Here is a 20,397-nt window from a genome sequence, read left to right on the forward strand (position 1 = left end):
TGCCACCGAGGCCGCCGCCACCGAGGCTCCCGCCGGCCCCAGAGCCCCGACGCACCGAACCCCCGGCCGACCCCGAAGACCCCTCGACACCGAAACCCGCGCTGCCCTCCGGGAGGGGCACCGAAACCCCCGATGCCCTCCCCGGGAAGGGCACCGCCCCCAGCGACCTCGCCCGGACGGACGCCGAAGACCCCGGCGTCCGTCCGGGAGGGACGGGGCCGGGGTCTTCGGATCATGCGGGGGACCCGTGCCCGCGTGGCGAACGCAGGCCGCGCACGGGTCGTGTGTGCCGGTCGGGGGCGGATGAGAGAGGGCCCGCCCGGGTCCTTCCGGCGAGGTGGACCAGAAGCGGGTCAGGCCTTGACGGCGGCGACCTTCTGAGCCAGGGCCGACTTCTTGTTGGCGGCCTGGTTCTTGTGGATGACGCCCTTGGAGACGGCCTTGTCGAGCTCGCGCGCGGCGACGCGCTGGTACTCGGTGGCCTTCTCGACGTCGCCCGCGGCGGCGGCCTCGCGAGCCTTGCGGATCGCGGTCTTCAGAGAGGACTTGACGGCCTTGTTGCGCAGCCGGGCCTTCTCGTTGGTCTTGTTCCGCTTGATCTGGGACTTGATGTTCGCCACGAATGAGCCTTTGCAGGTTCAGGCACGCGACCGCGAGGGGCCTCGTACCGGTGAGTTCTCTGTCTGCTGTGCCTCGCGCTGAGAGGGCATGAGACACAGCCGCCCACAGTAGCAGCGGCCCGCGGAGTGGCCCAAACCCGTCCCGGCTCGCCATACGTGGGACGATGGAAGCTGCGTAATGATCCGACCCGAGACCGCAGACACTGCGGACGCCTCAAGAATCAGGACCCTGCGTGCCCGCGATCCCTAGCCATGTGCCCGAGCCGAGCCGTACCGACCCGGCTCTGATCCGCAACTTCTGCATCATCGCGCACATCGACCACGGCAAGTCCACGCTCGCCGACCGGATGCTCCAGCTGACCGGTGTGGTGGAGCAGCGGCAGATGCGCGCCCAGTACCTCGACCGCATGGACATCGAGCGTGAGCGTGGCATCACGATCAAGTCCCAGGCGGTGCGTCTGCCGTGGGCGCCCACGCACGACGACGGCAGGACGCACATCCTCAACATGATCGACACCCCCGGGCACGTCGACTTCACGTACGAGGTGTCGCGGTCGCTCGCGGCGTGCGAGGGCTGCATCCTCCTCGTGGACGCGGCCCAGGGCATCGAGGCGCAGACCCTCGCCAACCTGTACCTGGCGATGGAGAACGACCTCACGATCATCCCGGTGCTGAACAAGATCGACCTTCCGGCGGCGCAGCCGGAGAAGTTCTCCGAGGAACTGGCGAACCTCATCGGCTGCGACCCCGCCGACGTGCTGCGGGTCTCCGCGAAGACCGGGCTGGGCGTCGAGGCGCTGCTGGACCGTGTCGTCGAGCGGGTCCCGGCGCCGGTCGGTGACGCGGACGCCCCCGCCCGCGCGATGATCTTCGACTCGGTGTACGACTCCTACCGGGGCGTCGTCACCTACGTCCGGGTCGTCGACGGCCAGCTCAACAAGCGCGAGCGCATCCGGATGATGTCCACGGGCGCCACCCACGAGCTGCTGGAGATCGGCACCAACTCGCCGGAGATGCTCGCCTCGGACGGGCTGGGCGTCGGCGAGGTCGGCTACCTCATCACCGGCGTGAAGGACGTCCGCCAGTCCAAGGTCGGTGACACGGTCACCAGCCAGCACCAGGGTGCCGGCGAGCCGCTGGGCGGCTACAAGGAACCCAAGCCGATGGTGTTCTCGGGGCTGTACCCGCTGGACGGGTCGGACTACCCGGAGCTGCGCGAGGCGCTGGACAAGCTCCAGCTCAACGACGCCGCGCTGGTCTACGAGCCGGAGACCTCGGCCGCGCTCGGCTTCGGTTTCCGCGTCGGCTTCCTCGGCCTGCTGCACCTGGACGTGATCCGGGAGCGGCTGGAGCGCGAGTTCGGGCTCGACCTGATCGCCACCGCGCCGAACGTGGTCTACCGCGTGATCATGGAGGACGGCACCGAGGTCACCGTCACCAACCCGAGCGAGTTCCCCGAGGGCAAGCTCGCCGAGGTCTTCGAGCCGGTCGTGCGGGCCACGATCCTCGCGCCCACCGAGTTCATCGGCGCGATCATGGAGCTGTGCCAGACGCGGCGCGGTTCGCTGCTCGGCATGGACTACCTGTCCGAGGACCGGGTCGAGATCCGGTACACCCTGCCGCTCGCGGAGATCGTCTTCGACTTCTTCGACCAGCTCAAGTCGAAGACGCGCGGATACGCCTCCCTCGACTACGAGCCCACCGGCGAGCAGAGCAGCTCCCTGGTGAAGGTGGACATCCTCCTGCACGGCGACAAGGTGGACGCCTTCTCGGCGATCACCCACAAGGACCATGCGTACGCGTACGGCGTGCGGCTCGTCGCCAAGCTGCGCGAGCTGATCCCGCGGCAGAACTTCGAGGTGCCCGTGCAGGCCGCGATCGGCTCCAGGGTGATCGCCCGCGAGACCATCCGCGCCATCCGCAAGGACGTCCTCGCCAAGTGCTACGGCGGTGACATCTCCCGTAAGCGGAAGCTGCTGGAGAAGCAGAAGGAGGGCAAGAAGCGCATGAAGATGGTGGGTTCGGTGGAGGTTCCCCAGGAGGCCTTCATCGCGGTGCTCTCCAGCGACGACGGCTCGGGCGGCGGCAAGTCCAAGAAGTAGCGCGGGAGCGTCGCCGCCGTCGGCCGGCAGAAACGGACACCAGGGGGCCCGTCGTACGAAAGTGCGGCGGGCCCCCGCGCGTCCCCGGACCGAGGACCGGGGGAAGTGGGCGGGCGCGGGCTCTTACGCGCGGGCCGATCGCCCCTTACCCTGATGCCTGCCCCATAGTTACTCATGAGTTAAACAACGTCCGAGAGCGAAACCAGCCGCACCTGAGCCAGCCGCACCGTCGCGGGCCCGGAGGATGTCGTGAGCGACACACAGACCTTGATCGAGAACCGCCCGCCCTCCGTGGCGGGACTCTTCCTGGAGCGCGTGGCGGCCACGCCGGACGCCGAGGCCTACCGCTACCCGGTGCCACCCGCCTCGGGGGAGGGCCCCGACGACTGGAAGTCGCTGACCTGGGCGCAGGCCGCCGAGCGTGTCCACGCCATCGCCGCCGGGCTGATCGAACTCGGCGTACGCCCCGAGGAGCGCGTGGCCCTCGCCTCCGCCACCCGGCTGGACTGGATCCTGTGCGACCTCGGCATCATGTGCGCCGGCGCCGCCACGACCACGGTGTACCCGCAGACCAACGAGGAGGAGTCGGCGTACATCCTGTCCGACTCCGAGAGCCGGGTCCTCGTCGCCGAGGACGCCGCCCAGCTCGCCAAGGTCCGTGCCCGGCGCGCGGAGCTGCCCGATCTCGTCCACGTGGTGCTGATCGACCCGGCCGGCGCCGACACCGGTGACGACGGCTGGGTGCTCACCCTCGACGAGCTGGAGCGCCGGGGCGCCGCCCGGCTGGAGCGGGAACCCGGGCTGATCAAGGAGCGGGTCGGCGAGCTCACCAGGGACCGGCTCGCCACCCTCATCTACACCTCCGGAACCACCGGCCGCCCCAAGGGCGTGCGCCTGCCGCACGACTGCTGGTCGTACATGGCGAAGGCGATCGCCGCGACCGGGCTGTGCACCGGCGAGGACGTGCAGTACCTGTGGCTGCCGCTCGCGCACGTCTTCGGCAAGGTGCTCACCTCCGGGCAGATCGAGGTGGGGCACGTCACCGCCGTCGACGGCCGCGTCGACAAGATCATCGAGAATCTGCCGGTCGTGCAGCCGACCTACATGGCGGCCGTGCCCCGCATCTTCGAGAAGGTCTACAACGGCGTCGCCGCCAAGGCCCGCGCGGGCGGCGCCGCCAAGTACAAGATCTTCCAGTGGGCGGCCGGGGTGGCCCGCGAGTACGCCAAGGCCACCCAGGACTCCTTCCGGCGCACCGGCACCGCGAAGGCCCCCGTCGGCCTCGCGGCCAAGCACAAGGTGGCCGACGCCCTGGTCTACGCCAAGATCCGCGAGGCGTTCGGCGGGCGGCTGCGCGCCTGCGTCTCCGGCAGCGCGGCCCTCGCCCCGGAGATCGGCTACTTCTTCGCCGGCGCCGGCATCCACATCCTGGAGGGCTACGGCCTCACCGAGTCCTCCGCCGCCTCCTTCGTCAACCCCGGCGAGGCGTACCGCACCGGCACGGTCGGCAAGCCGCTGCCCGGTACCGAGGTGCGCATCGCCGACGACGGGGAGGTCCTGCTGCGCGGCCCCGGCATCATGGAGGGCTACCACAAGCTGCCCGAGCAGACCGCCGAGGTGCTGGAGGCCGACGGCTGGCTGCACACCGGCGACATCGGCGAACTCTCGCCCGACGGCTACCTTCGCATCACCGACCGCAAGAAGGACCTGATCAAGACGTCGGGCGGCAAGTACATCGCCCCGGCCGAGGTCGAGGGACGGTTCAAGGCGGTGTGCCCCTACGTCTCCAACATCCTGGTCCACGGCGCCGACCGGAACTACTGCACCGCCCTCATCGCCCTCGACGAGGTCTCCCTCGGGGAGTGGGCCAGGGACAACGGCCTGGAGGGCCGGACGTACGCGGAGATCGTCGCGGCGCCGGCCACCGTCGAGATGGTCGGCGGCTACGTCGAGCAGCTCAACGAGGGGCTCCAGCGCTGGCAGACGATCAAGAAGTTCCGCCTGCTCCCGCGCGACCTGGACGTGGAGCACGGCGAGATCACCCCGAGCCTCAAGCTGAAGCGCCCGGTGGTGGAACGGCAGTACAAGCACCTGATCGACGAGATGTACGAGGGTGCCCGCGAGGCGTAGCCGGACGCGCGGCGGGGCGGCCCGTGCCGCCCCGCCGCGCCCGGGTGCTTCCGTCTCGTGCCGCCGGGTGCTTCCGCCGTCTCGCCCGGCGGCGCGTCCGGTGACTTCCGCGGCGGCGCGTCCGACGGGGCGGCCGACACGGAAGGGCGACCGGCCGCTCGCGCAGGTGTGCTCGAATCTGTCTGACTTTCGACCTTGTTCGGACGTTCGTGGACCACGGTTCCACTCATGACGGCCTACTTCGGTAACTCCGTGCTGCGGTACGGGGTCGTTCTGCCACCCTGTCGGCACACGACCACGCGCGACCGCACGAACAGCCCGGGGAGCCGTCCATGGGGGCCATTCCTACCCAACGGGAGAACGCCTCCCGTGCCCTCGAGGCGCCCGCGCCCGCGGGCCGGGCCCCGGCGTGGGAGTGCGCGCGGGCGCACACCACGCTGCTCGGCAGCTCCCTCGCGCCCGGCGCCGCCCGCGCACTGGTCCGGGCGGCCCTCGCCGACTGGTCCGGCAGCGGACTGCCCGGCACCGAGCGGCTGACCGACCGCCTCGCCGCCGACGCCCTGGTGGTCGCCAGCGAACTGGTCACCAACGCCGTCGTACACGCCGGCACCGACGTGGAACTGGTCTGCCGGCTGGAGGAGACGGGCGCGATCGTCATCGAGGCGACCGACCGGCACCCCGCCCGCGCCCCGCGGGGCGGCGAGCCCGAGCCGCTGCCGGAGGCCCCGGAGCACGGGCGCGGCCTGCGGCTCGTCGCCACCCTCTCCGACGCCTGGGGCATCACCTACCGCACGGGCGCCAAGACCGTCTGGGCGCGACTGCCCCCGGCGGATGGCGCCGGGCCCGAGAGCGCCTACGCCGGGGGTGCCGGGTTACCGGGCGGCGTCGCGGCCCGTCAGGCGCCGGGGGAGGCGGGCGCGGCGGGCGCCGCCGGGCCCGCGCCGGAGACGGCGGCCGGGCACAGCCCCGCACCGGCGGCACCGGCGGTGACGTCCGTGGCACCGGTGGCCCCCGATGCACTGGCGAAGCCGACGGGACCGGCGGAGGCGGCGTATCCGGCGACGGCCGACGGCCCGCCCCCGGCGTCCGCCCCGGACGGGGCCGGGAGCACGCCGTCCGGCCCCCGCACGGACGCGCCGCCGGACGCGCGCGCCGGCGGCCCCGGCGCCCCCCTGGACGCCGAGGCCCCCGCGTCCGGCCCCGGCACCGGCCGGTCCGCCCACCGCCCGCCCGTCGGCCGGGACCGCGAGTGGCTCGGCAGGGGCGCGCTCTCCTTCCTCGCCGAGGCGTCCGACCTGCTGGCCGGGCAGCTCGACGAGGACCTCATCGCCTCCCTCACCGGGCAGCTCGTCGTCCCCCGCCTCGCCGACTGGTGCGCCGTCTGGCTGGAGGACGAGTCGCTGGGCCGCGCCGCCTGGGGCGACGAGACCGGCGCCACCGCCGGCGCCCGGCTGACCGGCGTCTGGCACGGCAGCGAGCACCGCGTCGAGGACCTGCGCCTGGCCCTGGAGAAGGAGCCGCCGCGCGCCCGCGAACCCTGGCGTTCCGGTCCCGTCGAGCACCCGTGGCCGGCCGGCGCCCTCGGCCCGCGCGGCACGTACGGCACGGCGCTCGCCTACCGCCTCGTGGCCGGCGGCCGGCCGCTCGGCACCCTGGTCCTCGGCCGCTGCGGCACCGGCCGCTTCCCCGACGAGATCAGCGGCCTGGTCGAGGACCTCGGACGCCGGGTGGCGCTCGCCATCGGCACCGCCCGCCAGTACGCGCGCCAGGCCACCATCAGCGCCGTCCTCCAGCGCGGTCTGCTGCCCGGCGCCGTCGCCGAGATCCCCGGCGTGCGCAGCTCCCTCGTCTACGAACCCTGGGACGAGGACGGCCCCAGCGGCGACTTCTACGACCTCTTCCCGGCCGGCGCGGGCCGCTGGTGCTTCGCCGTCGGCGACGTCCAGGGCAAGGGCCCGGAGGCCGCCGTCGTCATCGGCCTCGCCCGGCCCTGGCTGCGCCTGCTGGCCCGCGAGGGCTACGACGTACCGGACGTCCTCGACCGCCTCAACCAGCTCCTCCTGGACGACGCCACCGAGGCCGCCGACGCCGCCGCCCGCGCGCTGGTGGCCGTCGGCGGCCCACCGGTTGCCCCGGGCGACGGACCGCAGACCCGCTTCCTCTCCCTCCTCTACGGCGAACTCGTCCCCGTGGAGGGCGGCGTCCGCTGCACCCTCGCCTCCGCCGGCCACCCCCTGCCCCTGCTCCTCGGCCCCGACGGAGGGGTCCGCGTGGTCGCCCCGCCGCAGACCCTGCTCGGCGTCGTCGAGGACGCGACGTACACCAGCGAGACCTTCGAGCTGCGCGGCGGCGAGACGCTGCTGTGCGTCACCGACGGGGTCACCGAGCGGCGCTCCGGCAGCCGCCAGTTCGACGACGGCGACGGGCTCGCCGCCGCCCTCGCCGGGTGCGCGGGGCTGGACGCCGACCGGATCGCCGAGCGCATCAGACGCCTGGTGCACGAGTTCGGCGACCGCCCGCCCGAGGACGACCTGGCGCTCCTGGTGCTCCAGGCGGAGTAGCGGCGGGCGTGCGGGACAATGGAGGGCATGCCCTCCGCACTCCCCGACGGCGACCCCGTCCCCGCCGACGGCGCCCTGCCCGCGTCCGCGCTCGCCGGGGCCGCCGGCCGGCCCCTCGGCTTCTACCTGCACGTCCCGTACTGCGCCACCCGCTGCGGCTACTGCGACTTCAACACCTACACCGCGTCCGAGCTGCGCGGCAGCGGCGGCGCCCTGGCCTCCCGCGACACCTACGCCGCGACCCTCACCGACGAGGTCCGCCTCGCCCGCAAGGTCCTCGGCGACGACCCCCGCGAGGTGCGGACCGTCTTCGTCGGCGGCGGCACCCCCACCCTGCTGCCGGCCGCCGACCTGGTCCGGATGCTGCGCGCGATCCGCGAGGAGTTCGGGCTGGCGGCGGACGCGGAGGTCACCACGGAGGCCAACCCGGAGTCCGTCGGCCCTGCCTACCTGGCCGAACTGCGGGAGGGCGGCTTCGACCGGATCTCCTTCGGCATGCAGAGCGCCCGCCCGCACGTACTGCGGGTGCTGGACCGCACGCACACCCCGGGCCGCCCCGAGGAGTGCGTGGCCGAGGCCCGCGCGGCCGGTTTCGCGCACGTCAACCTCGACCTGATCTACGGCACCCCCGGCGAGTCCGACGACGACTGGCGGGCCTCGCTGGACGCCGCGCTCGGCGCCGGACCCGACCACGTGTCCGCGTACGCGCTCATCGTCGAGGAGGGCACGCGGCTCGCCCGGCGCATCCGGCGTGGCGAGGTCCCCATGACCGACGACGACGTCCACGCCGACCGGTACCTGATCGCCGAGGAGATGCTGTCGGCGGCCGGATTCGACTGGTACGAGGTGTCCAACTGGGCCGCCTCCGAGGCGGGCCGCTGCCGCCACAACGAGCTGTACTGGACGGGCGCCGACTGGTGGGGCGCGGGCCCCGGCGCCCACAGCCACGTGGGCGGGGTCCGCTGGTGGAACGTGAAGCACCCCGCCGCCTACGCCGCCGCCCTCGCCGAGGGCCGCTCGCCCGGCGCCGGCCGCGAACTGCTGACCGACGAGGACCGGCGGGTGGAGCGCGTGCTGCTGGAGCTGCGGCTGCGCGAAGGCGTCCCGCTCGGCCTGCTGCGGCCGGCCGGGCTCGCCGCCGCCCGCCGCGCGCTCGCCGACGGACTGCTGCGCGGCGGCCCGTACGAGGAGGGGCGCGCGGCGCTCACCCTGCGCGGCCGTCTGCTGGCCGACGCGGTGGTCCGCGACCTGGTCGACTGAGCCGGACGGTACGGGGGCCGGCGCGAGGGCCGGTCAGGGCGCCGTCGGCGCCGGACCCCGGGCCGACCGCGGCGCGGGCCGGTCGGGGCGCGTCGCGGGCCGGTCGGGCCGCGGCCCCCGGGCGACCCGCCGACCGGTCAGGGCGCCGTCCTGTGGGCGACCCGCCGTCGCGTCAGGCGCCGTCCCCTGGGCGACCGCCGTCGGGTCAGGGGGCCGTCACGTGGTCGATGAGGCGTTCCACGCTGCCGAGCAGCGACGGCTCCAGGTCCTTGTACGACCGCACCCGGCCGAGGATCGCCTGCCAGGCCGCGCCCGTGTTCTCCGGCCAGCCCAGTGCCCGGCACACCCCCGTCTTCCAGTCCTGGCCGCGCGGCACCCGGGGCCAGCCGGGGATGCCCAGCGAGGACGGCTTCACGGCCTCCCAGACGTCGATGTACGGGTGGCCCACCACGAGCGCGTGCTCGCTGGTGACCGACTCCGCGATCCGCCACTCCTTCGTGCCCGGCACCAGATGGTCCACCAGGACGCCGAGGCGGGCGTCCGGGCCGGGCGCGAAGGCGTCGACGATCGCGGGGAGGTCGTCGACGCCCTCCAGGTACTCCACGACCACGCCCTCGACGCGCAGGTCGTCGCCCCAGACCTTCTCGACCAGCTCGGCGTCGTGCCGGCCCTCCACGTAGATGCGGCCGGCCCGTGCCACCCGGGCGCGCGCGCCGGGCACCGCCACCGAGCCGGACGCCGTCCGCGTGGGCCGTACCGGGCCGGAGGGCGGCCGTACCAGCGTCACCGCCCTGCCCTCCAGCAGGAACCCGCGGGGCTCCATCGGGAAGACCCGGCGCTTGCCGAAGCGGTCCTCCAGGGTCACGGTGCCCGCCTCGCAGCCGGTCACCGCGCCGCAGAAGCCGGTGCCGGGCTCCTCGACCACGAGTCCGGGCTCGGCCGGCACCTCCGGCACGGGCTGCGGCTTCTTCCACGGCGGGGTCAGATCGGCGGAGTACTGGCGCATTCTGCCGACGATACGAGGAACGGACCGGACGTGATCACCGCGACACGCCGAAGCGGACCGCCAGGGCGTCGCGCTGCGCGCGCACGAACGCCGCGTCGACCACCGCCCCGTGGCCCGGAACGTACCGGGCGTCCTCGCCACCGAGCGCGAGCAGCCGGTCCAGGGCGGCCGGCCAGCGCGACGGCACCGCGTCCGGGCCCGCCTGCGGGGGCCCGGACTCCTCGACGAGGTCCCCGCAGAGGACCACCGCCGGATCGCCCGGCACCAGCACCGCCAGGTCGTGGCCGGTGTGCCCGGGGCCCACGGCGGCCAGCACCGCCCGCGCCCCGCCGCCGAGGTCCAGCGTCACTTCGCCCTCCGTCTCCCGCACGGCCCCGGGCAGCGCGTCCGCCGCCTCCCGCGCCGCGCGCGCGTCCAGGCCGTGCGCCACCGCGTCCGCGACCAGCTCCTCCCGGCCCCCGGTCAGCGCCGCGCCCACGCCCGGGGCCCCGTACACCCGCGCGTCCGGGAACGCCCCCGCCCCCAGGACGTGGTCGAAGTGCGCGTGGGTCAGCGCGAGATGCGTCACACGCGCCCCCGCCGTCCGCTCCGCCCACGCCCGTACCCCGGCCCCCTCGGCCAGGCACGACCCGGCGTCCACCGCGAGGACGCCGCCCGCCCCGAGGACCAGCCCCACCGTGCAGTCCCAGCCCGGCAGCCGCCGCCGTACCACGTGGGCCGTGATCCTCTCCCACCCCGGCTCTTCCCAAGTCACCGTCATGCGGCGACGCTAGCGGTCCGGTCACCCCGCGCGACGGCGTGTGCCCCGGCCTTGCCCGGGGCGTACCCGACGGCCGTACACTGGGCCCGGGAAGACTGGCACTCGAACACGGTGAGTGCCAGGGGGAACACCGGGCGAAGGCGATCTGGAGGTGTGTTGCGCGATGCTCAGTGAACGCAGGCTCCAGGTGCTGCGCGCCATCGTCCAGGACTACGTGGGCACGGAGGAGCCGGTCGGCTCCAAGGCGCTCACCGAGCGGCACAACCTCGGCGTCTCCCCGGCCACCGTGCGCAACGACATGGCGGCCCTGGAGGACGAGGGGTTCATCGCCCAGCCGCACACCAGCGCCGGGCGCATCCCGACCGACAAGGGCTACCGGCTGTTCGTCGACAAACTGGCCGGCGTCAAGCCGATGACCGCGCCCGAGCGGCGGGCCATCCAGGGCTTCCTGGACGGCGCCGTCGACCTCGACGACGTGGTGGCCCGCACCGTGCGGCTGCTGGCGCAGCTCACGCGGCAGGTCGCGGTCGTGCAGTACCCGTCGCTGACCCGTTCGACGGTGCGCCACGTGGAACTGCTCGCGCTGGCGCCTGCGCGGCTGATGCTCGTGCTGATCACGGACACCGGCCGGGTCGAGCAGCGGATGGTGGACTGCCCGGCGCCGTTCGGGGAGGCGTCCCTCGCCGACCTGCGGGCACGGCTCAACAGCCGGGTCGCGGGCCGCCGGTTCACGGACGTGCCGGGCCTGGTCGAGGATCTGCCCGAGGCGTTCGAGGCCGAGGACCGCGGTACGGTCTCCACCGTGCTCTCCACTCTCCTGGAGACGCTGGTCGAGGAGAACGAGGAGCGGCTCATGATCGGCGGGACCGCCAATCTGACCCGCTTCGGGCACGATTTCCCCCTGGTGATCCGCCCCGTCCTGGAGGCGCTGGAGGAGCAGGTCGTGCTCCTCAAGCTGCTCGGCGAGGCGCAGGAACCGGGCGTCACCGTGCGCATCGGTCACGAGAACGCCCACGAAGGACTCAACTCCACGTCCGTCGTGTCGGTGGGCTACGGTTCGGGCGGCGAGGCGGTTGCCAAGCTCGGCGTGGTCGGTCCGACCCGCATGGACTACCCGGGAACGATGGGAGCGGTACGCGCAGTGGCACGGTACGTCGGACAGATCCTGGCGGAGTCTTAGGTGGCCACGGACTACTACGCCGTACTCGGCGTGCGACGCGACGCGTCCCAGGACGAGATCAAGAAGGCGTTCCGCCGGCTCGCGCGCGAGCTGCACCCGGACGTCAACCCCGATCCGAAGACGCAGGAGCGTTTCAAGGAGATCAACGCCGCCTACGAGGTGTTGTCGGACCCGCAGAAGAAGCAGGTCTACGACCTCGGCGGAGACCCCCTCTCGCAGGCCGGCGCCGCCGGTGGCGCGGGCGGCTTCGGCGCGGGCGGCTTCGGGAACTTCTCGGACATCATGGACGCCTTCTTCGGCACGGCGTCGCAGCGCGGGCCGCGCTCGCGCACCCGCCGGGGCCAGGACGCCATGATCCGCATCGAGGTCGAGCTGGACGAGGCGGCCTTCGGCACGACCAAGGACATCCAGGTCGACACGGCCGTCGTCTGCAACACCTGCAACGGTGAGGGCGCCGCGCCCGGCACCTCCGCGCAGACCTGCGACATGTGCCGCGGCCGGGGCGAGGTCTCCCAGGTCACCCGGTCCTTCCTGGGCCAGGTCATGACCTCGCGGCCCTGCCCGCAGTGCCAGGGCTTCGGCACCGTGGTGCCCACCCCGTGCCCCGAGTGCGCGGGCGACGGCCGCATCCGCTCCCGCCGCACCCTGACGGTGAAGATCCCGGCCGGTGTGGACAACGGCACCCGCATCCAGCTCGCCGGCGAGGGCGAGGTCGGCCCCGGCGGCGGCCCGGCCGGCGACCTGTACGTCGAGATCCACGAACTGCCCCACCAGACCTTCCAGCGGCGCGGCGACGACCTGCACTGCACGGTCACCATCCCGATGACCGCGGCGGCCCTCGGCACCAAAGTGCCCCTGGAGACCCTGGACGGCCTGGAGGAGGTCGACATCCGGCCCGGCACCCAGTCCGGCCAGTCGATCCCGCTGCACGGCCGCGGCGTCACGCACCTGCGCGGCGGCGGCCGGGGCGACCTCATCGTCCACGTCGAGGTGACCACCCCCACCAAGCTCGACCCCGAACAGGAGCGCCTGCTGCGCGAGTTGTCGAAGCTGCGCGGTGAGGAACGCCCGCAAGGCCAGTTCCAGCCCGGCCAGCAGGGACTCTTCTCCCGGCTCAAGGACGCCTTCAACGGCCGCTGATCCGGACCGCCGCACTCCCCCTCGTGGATGACCACGGCATATGCCGATGGAAGGGTGGCTGCGAACCGGCGGGGAGGACGTGACACCATGCCGTCATGTCCTCCGCGCTGACCGGTCTCACCCCGTACCCGATCGTGCAGGCGCCCATGGCCGGCGGCGTCTCGGTGCCGCAGCTCGCCGGCGCGGTCTGCGAGGCGGGCGGGCTGGGCTTCCTCGCGGCCGGGTACAAGACCGCGGACGGCATGTACCAGGAGATCAAACAGCTCCGCGGACTGACCGGCCGCCCCTTCGGCGTCAACCTCTTCATGCCGCAGCCGGAGACCGCCGACCCCGCCGCCGTCGGCGTCTACGCCGAGCAGCTCGCCGGCGAGGCCGCCTGGTACGAGACCGAGCTGGGCGACCCCGACAACGGCCGCGACGACAACTACGACGCCAAACTCGCCGTGCTCCTCGACGATCCCGTCCCGGTCGTCTCCTTCCACTTCGGCGTGCCCGCCCCCGAGGACCTGGAGGCGCTGCGCCGCGTCGGCACCGTCACCCTGGTCTCGGCGACCACCGCCGAGGAGGCGCGGGCCGTGGAACGGGCCGGCGCCGACGCGGTGATCGCCCAGGGCGCGGAGGCGGGCGGCCACCAGGGCACCCACCGGGACAACCCGGAGACCGGCGGCGCCGGGACCGGGCTGCTCTCCCTGGTCGCGCAGGTCCGCGAGGCGGTCTCCCTGCCCGTCGTCGCCGCCGGGGGGCTCATGCGCGGCGCGCAGATCGCCGCCGTCCTCGCCGCGGGCGCCGGCGCGGCCCAGCTCGGCACCGCCTTCCTCGCCACCCCCGAGTCCGGCGCCCACCCCCTGCACAAGGCGGCGCTGACCAACCCGCTCTACGTCCGCACCGAACTGACCCGCGCCTTCTCCGGCCGCCCCGCCCGCGGCCTGGTCAACCGCTTCGTGCGCGAGCACGGCCCCTACGCCCCCGCCGCCTACCCCGAGGTCCACCACCTCACCGCCCCGCTGCGCAAGGCGGCGGCGAAGGCGGGCGACGCGCAGGGCATGGCGCTGTGGTCCGGACAGGGCCACCGCATGGCCCGGGACCTGCCCGCGGGCCGGCTGGTGGAGGTACTGGTGGAGGAACTCACCGCCGCCCAGGTCGAGTTGACGGAATTCGTAACGGGAGGATCGGGCCGATGACGGCACCGGTGTTCGTGGTCGACACCCTCACCCCGGGGGGCCCGGCCGGCGGGGAGTACGTCCTCGACGGCCCCGAGGGCCGGCACGCGGTCTCCGTGAAGCGCCTGCGGCCCGGCGAGGCCGTCGTCCTCACCGACGGGCGCGGACGCTGGACCGAGGGCGTGGTGAGCGCCGCCGAGGGCAAGGACCGCCTGACCGTCGGGGACCTGGCGGCCGTGCGCGAGGAGCCGCGGGAGACGCCCCGCGTCACCGTCGTCCAGGCTCTCCCCAAGGGCGACCGCGGCGAACTCGCCGTCGAGACCATGACCGAGGTCGGCGTCGACGCGATCGTGCCCTGGGCGGCGTCGCGCTGCGTCACCCGGTGGCGGGGCGACCGCGGCCTGAAGGCCCTCGCCAAGTGGCGGGCCACCGCCCGTGAGGCGGGCAAGCAGTCCCGCCGGGTCCGCTTCCCCGAGGTCGCCGACGCGGCGACGACCAAGGAGGTCGCCGCGCTCCTCGCGGGGGCGGACTTCGCGGCCGTGCTCCACGAGAGCGGGGACGCCCCGCTGGCCACCGCGGAACTTCCCCGGGCGGGGGAGATCGTCCTGGTCGTCGGGCCCGAGGGCGGGGTGTCGCCGGAGGAGCTGGCCCGGTTCGCGGAGGCGGGGGCGCGGCCGTACCGGCTGGGGCGGACGGTGCTGCGCACGTCCACGGCGGGCACGGCGGCGACGGCGGCGCTGTTGACCCGGACGGGGCGGTGGGGGGTGTGAACGGGGCTCACCGGGCGGCGTCGTGAGCGGGGTTCACACGCTGAGGGTGTGAGCGGGGTTCACACGCTGAGGGTGTGAGCGGGGTTCACGCGGCGGGGTGGTGAGTCGGGTTCACGCGGCGGGGTGGTGAGCGGCGTTCACGCGGCCGGGTTATGAGCGGGTTGCACATGGTCGCGGTGTGGTGTGAACGGGGCTCACGCGACGTGGCGGTGAGTCGGGTTCACACGGCGGTTGTGAGCAGGGTTCACGGCGGTTTGCGTGGGTGGGTTGGTTGTTGGAGTCGGGACCGGAGGCGTGAACGGCCGGGTGGGCGGGCGGTGCGGTGACCAGGCGGTGCCGGTGCCGGTGCCGGTGCCGCTGCCGGTGGCGTGGCTGATGACGCTTCACATGCCTGCGTCGCTTGTGAGCGGGGTTCACGCTGGTGGGGGTGTGGCTGGGGTGGGCTGTGGGGTGCTTCATCGGCTGAGGTCGCGTGTGTACTGGCTCACGATGAGGGTGTGGTGAGGTGCCCGTCACGCCAATGAGTCCCTCCGGCCGGCAGCTCTGCCTGTGAATGCCGCTCACACCCACAGACTCCGGCACTGCACCCCGTATGTGACACGGCCCGGCATCACAGTGGCTGTGAACTCGGCTCACGCTGCTCCTGGTTCACGCCCCGGCGTCACGCCCCCCGCTTCACACCCCACTGGCTCACCCCCTGATGCACACCAGCCCTGCCGCCCGCCCCACCCACGACGCCGCCTGTGAGCGTTGCTCACATCCCCTTCGCGCCTCGCCTTCAGCACCGCCCCCCAGAAACACGGCTCGCGCGCCTGGCGCGAAGTGACCGTGCGCGCCCTACCGTCGCGCCCCGCACCGGTGGCAATCTGTCAGGCCATGAGGGTATTAACAGGGATTTGTTACGCGGCCCACGCGTCGAACCCCGCACACGTGCCGCACCCCACCCATCCGCCCGGCCCCGCCCACGCACCCCACTCCGCACACCCGCCGCACCCCACCCACGGCCCCCACCTCACCCACGGCCTCCACTCCCCTCACCCCGTGCAGCCGGCGCACCCCGTGCAGCCGGCGCACCCCGGGCGACAGGCTCGCCCACGGCGACCGCGCGGGTGGTGGCACGCACCGGCCGTCGCCGTGCTCTGCGGGGTCGTGGCCGTCACGGTGTCCGCCTGCGACCCCGGCGGGCTCGGCTCGGCCTCCGTCGCGTACACCACCGACCGGACCGTGACCCGTGAACTCGACCGGCAGAACGTCGACGTGCGGTGGCTGAGCTGCACCGCCACCGCCCAGGACACGAACCCGCAGCACAGCAGCCCCCAGAACACCAACCCCCAGAACGCCAACCCCCAGAACGCCAACCCCCAGAACACCAACCCCCGGAGCACCCCCCACACCGGCACCACCTCGAACGGCACCGGCGTGCGCGCCCCCGCCGGTGAGCGGGCCGCCGCCTCCGTCGACTGCCGGGGCCGGACCGGCGACGGACGGGACATCACCGTTTCCGGGCGGGTGACCCGCCTGGTGGACGGCGTCTGCGTGCGCGGTGACCTGAGCGTCGAGGTGGGCGGCGAGCGGTGGTTCCGCGGGGCGGGGCTCGGCGACTGCGACGCCACTCCCGGCCCAGTCACCCCGCTCACCCCGCTCACCCCGCTCACCCCGCTCATTTCGCTCGACCCATTCACGCCACCGGCTCCCCGTACCGCACCCGCCTCTCACACACCACCGGCCGGCCACCTCCCGCCCCCACCACCCCCTCCCCTCACCCGGCCCCTCCCACCGCGCCCCACCTCGCCCCCGGCTACACCCCCGCCTACACCCTCACCCCCCGCCCCGCCCACACCCCCGCCCCGATCACCACGACAACCCCGGGCACCCCGGGCACCCCGGCCCTCACCTTCACCTCCACCCGCACACCACCCCCACCCCCACCCCCAGCCCCACCCCCACCCCCACCGTGACCCCAAGCTCTGGTTGTCCCGGCGACCCCCACTGCCGTCCTGCCGGGGGCGAGCGGCCGCCCCTCCGCCGCCCGGCCGGGCAAGTGATCCAAACCCCTGTCCGCGAGGCCCCGCCCCTGCGTAGGCTGATGGCGTGACACAGCCCGCAGCGCCTGCATACCTCCGCTTTCCGCACCCGCACGGCGAGTTGGTCGCCTTCACCGCCGAGGACGATGTCTGGCTGGCCCCGCTCGACGGTGGCCGGGCCTGGCGGGTCAGCGCCGACAACATGCCGGTGAACCATCCCCGGATCGCGCCCGACGGCACCACCGTCGCCTGGACCTCCACCCGTGACGGCGCCCCCGAGGTGCACGTCGCGCCCGTCGACGGCGGCCCCGCCACCCGCCTCACCCACTGGGGGAGCCTCAAGACCCAGGTCCGCGGCTGGACCCCCGAGGGGGAGGTCCTGGCCCTCAGCTCCCACGGCGAGGCCAGCCTGCGCCGCACCTGGGCGCGGGCCGTCCCGCTCGACGGCGGACCGGCGCGGACCCTTCCGTACGGGCCGGTCGGCGATGTCGTCCACGGCCCGCACACCGTGCTGCTCTCCGCGCCGATGGGCCGGGAGGCCGCCTGGTGGAAGCGGTACCGGGGCGGCACGGCCGGCAAACTGTGGATCGACGCCCAGGACGACGGCGAGTTCGTGCGGCTGCACGCGGACCTCGACGGGAACATCGAGTACCCCCTCTGGGTGGGGGAGCGGGTCGCGTTCCTCTCCGACCACGAGGGCACCGGTGCCCTCTACTCCTCCCTCGCCGACGGTGGCGACCTGCGCCGCCACACGCCGCTCGGCGGGTTCTACGCCCGGCACGCCGCCACCGACGGCACCCGCGTCGTCTACTCCAGCGCCGGCGAACTGTGGACGCTGGACGATCTGGACGGGGCCGAGCCGCGCCGGCTGGAGATCCGGCTCGGCGGGCCGCGGGTCGACCTCCAGCCGTTCCCGGTGAACGCCGCCCGCTGGTTCGGCTCCGCCTCCCCCGACCACACCGCGCGGGGCAGCGCGGTCGCCGTACGCGGGGGCGTGCACTGGGTCACGCACCGCAACGGGCCCGCCCGTGCGCTCGCCGCGCACCCCGGCGTGCGCGCCCGGCTGCCGCGTACGTTCCGCGCCGACGGCGAGGAATGGGTGGTGTGGGTGACGGACGCGGAGGGCGAGGACGCCCTGGAGTTCGCGCCCGCCACCGGGCTCGCGCCGGGCGCCACCCCGCGCCGGCTGGCCGCGGGCCGGCTCGGCCGGGTCCTGGCGCTCGCCATGGCCCCGGACGGCAGCCGGGCCGCGGTCGCCTCCCACGACGGGCGGGTGCTCTTCGTCGAGCGGGAGAGCGGCGAGGTCCGCGAGGTGGACCGCAGCGAGGACGGCGACGTCTCCGGGCTGGTGTTCTCCCCCGACTCGGCCTGGCTCGCCTGGTCCCACCCCGGCCCCGACCCGCTGCGCCAGTTGAAGCTGGCCAACACCACCGACCTGTCGGTGACGGAGGCGACCCCGCTGCGCTTCCGGGACTACGCGCCGGCGTTCACGCTGGACGGCAAGCACCTGGCGTTCCTGTCCACCCGGTCCTTCGACCCGGTCTACGACGAGCACGTCTTCGACCTGGCGTTCGTGGAGGCGGCCCGCCCGTACCTGATCACGCTGGCGGCGACCACGCCGTCGCCGTTCGGACCGCAGCGGCACGGGCGGCCGTTCGAGACGCCGGACCGCGAGGAGACCCCGGACAGCGAGGGCACCCCGGCCACCCGGATCGACCTGGAGGGCCTCGCCGACCGCATCGTGCCCTTCCCGGTGGAGGCCGCCCGCTACTCCCGGCTGCGCGCCGCCAAGGACGGCGTGCTGTGGCTGCGCCACCCGGTCACCGGCGTCCTCGGCGCCTCCCGCGCCACCCCCGACGAGCCGGAGCCCGGCACCGAACTGGAGCGCTACGACCTCGCCCAGCAGCGCGTCGAGCATCTGGCGGGCGACGCCGACCACTTCGAGGTCAGCGGCGACGGCAAGCGGGTGCTGATGTGGACCGACGGCCGGCTCAAGGTGGTGCCGAGCGACCGACGGGCCTCCGGCGACGAGGACAGCGACACCAACATCACCGTCGACCTGGCCCGCGTCCGGCAGACCGTCGACCCGGCCGCGGAGTGGCGGCAGATGTTCGACGAGACCGGCCGCGTCATGCGGGACAACTTCTGGCGCCCCGACATGAACGGCGTCGACTGGGACGGTGTCCTCGACCGCTACCGGCCCGTCCTGGACCGCGTGGCCACCCACGACGACCTCGTCGACCTGCTGTGGGAGGTGCACGGCGAACTCGGCACCTCGCACGCCTACGTCACCCCGCGCGGCGGGCACGGCGGCAGCGCGCAGGGACTCCTCGGCGCCGACCTGTCCCGGCACGAGGACGGTGCCTGGCGCATCGACCGCATCCTGCCGTCGGAGACCTCCGACCCGCAGGCCCGTTCGCCGCTGGCCGCGCCCGGCGTGGCCCTGCGGGCGGGGGACGCGATCGTGGCGGTGGCCGGCACGCCCGTCGACCCGGTCACCGGACCGGGCCCGCTGCTGGTGGGCACCGCCGGCAAACCGGTCGAGCTGACCGTCTCCCCGGCCGGCGGCGGCGAGGTGCGGCACGCGGTCGTCGTGCCGCTCGCCGACGAGGAACCGCTGCGCTACCACGCCTGGGTCGCGGACCGGCGCGCGTACGTGCGGGAGCGTTCCGGCGGGCGGCTGGGCTACCTGCACGTGCCCGACATGGTCGGCTCGGGCTGGGCGCAGCTCCACCGGGACCTGCGGGTCGAGGTGATCCGCGAGGGCCTCGTCGTCGACGTGCGGGAGAACCGCGGCGGCCACACCTCGCAACTGGTCGTGGAGAAGCTGGCCCGGCGGATCGTCGGCTGGGACCTGCCGCGCGGCATGCGGCCCGTCAGCTACCCGCAGGACGCCCCGCGCGGTCCCGTCGTGGCGGTCGCCAACGAGTTCTCCGGCTCCGACGGCGACATCGTCAACGCGGCGATCAAGGCGCTCGGCATCGGCCCGGTCGTCGGCACCCGCACCTGGGGCGGGGTCGTCGGCATCGACAGCCGCTACCGGCTGGTCGACGGGACGCTGATCACGCAGCCCAAGTACGCGTTCTGGCTGGAGGGTTACGGCTGGGGCGTGGAGAACCACGGCGTCGACCCGGACGTCGAGGTGGAGCAGCGCCCGCAGGACCACGCCGCGGGCCGCGACCCGCAGCTCGACGAGGCGGTCCGGATCGCGCTCGCCGCCCTGGAGGAGAGCCCGGCGAAGACCCCGCCGAGCCTGCCGGGGGCGCCGTGAGCCGGCCGGTCGATACGATGCCGGTGGAAGATCACCGGCGTGAGGAGGGCCCCATGGCAGGGGAACCGCAGGACGACTGCCTGTTCTGCAAGATCGTCTCGGGGACGATCCCGGCGACCATCGTCCGCGAGACGGAGACGACCGTCGCCTTCCGGGACATCAACCCGCAGGCGCCCACGCACATCCTGGTGATCCCCAAGGCCCACCACCAGGACGCCGCCGCCCTGGCCTCGGCCGCGCCGGAGATCGCCGCGGACGTGCTGCGCGAGACGCAGGCCGTCGCCGACGAGGAGAAGCTGGAGAGCTACCGGGTCGTCTTCAACACCGGCAGCGGCGCGGGCCAGACGGTGTGGCACGCGCACGCGCACGTGCTCGGTGGCCGCGGCATGGAATGGCCCCCCGGGTAGTCCACC

At 74.1% G+C, this 20,397-nt stretch carries 13 protein-coding genes; 10 read left to right on the forward strand and 3 right to left on the reverse strand.

Features of this window, described 5'->3' with window-relative positions; genetic code table 11:
• Positions 1-353 precede the first annotated feature (353 nt).
• Complete coding sequence (rpsT, locus tag VM636_RS20775) at positions 354-620, reverse strand: 30S ribosomal protein S20 (RefSeq protein ID WP_030418314.1); 267 nt, start codon at positions 618-620, stop codon at positions 354-356.
• Between the two features lie 233 nt (positions 621-853).
• On the opposite strand from rpsT, the gene lepA reads away from it, so the two are divergent.
• The 4 genes from lepA to hemW all read left to right on the forward strand — a co-directional run bounded on the left by lepA (position 854) and on the right by hemW (position 8,673).
• Positions 854-2,722, forward strand: coding sequence for a translation elongation factor 4 (gene lepA / locus VM636_RS20780; RefSeq protein ID WP_030418315.1), 1,869 nt, complete (start codon positions 854-856; stop codon positions 2,720-2,722).
• 249 nt (positions 2,723-2,971) lie between these two features.
• Positions 2,972-4,852 (forward strand): AMP-dependent synthetase/ligase, encoded by a 1,881-nt coding sequence (locus tag VM636_RS20785; RefSeq protein ID WP_053912494.1) that lies wholly within the window; start codon positions 2,972-2,974, stop codon positions 4,850-4,852.
• A gap of 332 nt (positions 4,853-5,184) precedes the next feature.
• Complete coding sequence (locus VM636_RS20790) at positions 5,185-7,413, forward strand: SpoIIE family protein phosphatase (protein WP_053912495.1); 2,229 nt, start codon at positions 5,185-5,187, stop codon at positions 7,411-7,413.
• Positions 7,414-7,440: 27 nt separating this feature from the next.
• Positions 7,441-8,673, forward strand: a complete 1,233-nt coding sequence (gene hemW, locus VM636_RS20795; RefSeq protein WP_030418318.1) for a radical SAM family heme chaperone HemW — start codon at positions 7,441-7,443, stop codon at positions 8,671-8,673.
• Between the two features lie 205 nt (positions 8,674-8,878).
• On the opposite strand, the gene VM636_RS20800 is transcribed toward hemW, so the two are convergent.
• Entirely contained in the window at positions 8,879-9,679 is an 801-nt protein-coding gene (locus VM636_RS20800) for a DUF3097 domain-containing protein (protein WP_030418319.1), read from the reverse strand.
• Positions 9,680-9,713: 34 nt separating this feature from the next.
• Positions 9,714-10,439 carry an MBL fold metallo-hydrolase gene (locus VM636_RS20805; RefSeq protein ID WP_030418320.1) on the reverse strand — a complete coding sequence of 242 codons (726 nt, stop codon included), beginning with the start codon at positions 10,437-10,439 and terminating at the stop codon, positions 9,714-9,716.
• Positions 10,440-10,602: 163 nt separating this feature from the next.
• Between VM636_RS20805 and hrcA the strand changes: the two genes are divergently transcribed.
• The 6 genes from hrcA (at position 10,603) to VM636_RS20835 (ending at position 20,391) form a co-directional block, all read left to right on the forward strand.
• Positions 10,603-11,619 (forward strand): heat-inducible transcriptional repressor HrcA, encoded by a 1,017-nt coding sequence (gene hrcA / locus VM636_RS20810; RefSeq protein ID WP_030418321.1) that lies wholly within the window; start codon positions 10,603-10,605, stop codon positions 11,617-11,619.
• Entirely contained in the window at positions 11,620-12,759 is a 1,140-nt protein-coding gene (gene dnaJ, locus VM636_RS20815) for a molecular chaperone DnaJ (RefSeq protein WP_030418322.1), read from the forward strand.
• 95 nt (positions 12,760-12,854) lie between these two features.
• Positions 12,855-13,940: a nitronate monooxygenase gene (locus VM636_RS20820; protein WP_030418323.1), complete on the forward strand. Its 1,086-nt coding sequence runs from the start codon at positions 12,855-12,857 to the stop codon at positions 13,938-13,940.
• The gene (locus VM636_RS20825) at positions 13,937-14,689 is read left to right on the forward strand and encodes a 16S rRNA (uracil(1498)-N(3))-methyltransferase (protein WP_053912496.1); all 753 of its coding nucleotides are present in this window, start codon (positions 13,937-13,939) and stop codon (positions 14,687-14,689) included. Before VM636_RS20820 ends, VM636_RS20825 begins: the two co-directional genes overlap by 4 nt.
• Positions 14,690-16,780: 2,091 nt before the next feature.
• Positions 16,781-19,984, forward strand: coding sequence for a S41 family peptidase (locus VM636_RS20830; protein WP_053912498.1), 3,204 nt, complete (start codon positions 16,781-16,783; stop codon positions 19,982-19,984).
• A gap of 53 nt (positions 19,985-20,037) precedes the next feature.
• Entirely contained in the window at positions 20,038-20,391 is a 354-nt protein-coding gene (locus VM636_RS20835) for a histidine triad nucleotide-binding protein (protein ID WP_053912499.1), read from the forward strand.
• Positions 20,392-20,397 lie beyond the last annotated feature (6 nt).

Origin of the sequence: Streptomyces sp. SCSIO 75703 (genome assembly GCF_036607905.1) — a bacterium.
Classification (GTDB): Bacteria; Actinomycetota; Actinomycetes; order Streptomycetales; family Streptomycetaceae; genus Streptomyces.

What these genes read in the sequence shown, in the direction of transcription:
- VM636_RS20790 (WP_053912495.1), top strand. Translation starts at nt 5,185, where the DNA reads ATGGGGGCCATTCCTACCCAACGGGAGAACGCCTCCCGTGCCCTCGAG.
- hemW (WP_030418318.1), top strand. Translation starts at nt 7,441, where the DNA reads ATGCCCTCCGCACTCCCCGACGGCGACCCCGTCCCCGCCGACGGCGCC.
- VM636_RS20800 (WP_030418319.1), bottom strand. Translation starts at nt 9,679, where the DNA reads ATGCGCCAGTACTCCGCCGATCTGACCCCGCCGTGGAAGAAGCCGCAG.
- VM636_RS20805 (WP_030418320.1), bottom strand. Translation starts at nt 10,439, where the DNA reads ATGACGGTGACTTGGGAAGAGCCGGGGTGGGAGAGGATCACGGCCCAC.
- hrcA (WP_030418321.1), top strand. Translation starts at nt 10,603, where the DNA reads ATGCTCAGTGAACGCAGGCTCCAGGTGCTGCGCGCCATCGTCCAGGAC.
- VM636_RS20820 (WP_030418323.1), top strand. Translation starts at nt 12,855, where the DNA reads ATGTCCTCCGCGCTGACCGGTCTCACCCCGTACCCGATCGTGCAGGCG.
- VM636_RS20825 (WP_053912496.1), top strand. Translation starts at nt 13,937, where the DNA reads ATGACGGCACCGGTGTTCGTGGTCGACACCCTCACCCCGGGGGGCCCG.
- VM636_RS20835 (WP_053912499.1), top strand. Translation starts at nt 20,038, where the DNA reads ATGGCAGGGGAACCGCAGGACGACTGCCTGTTCTGCAAGATCGTCTCG.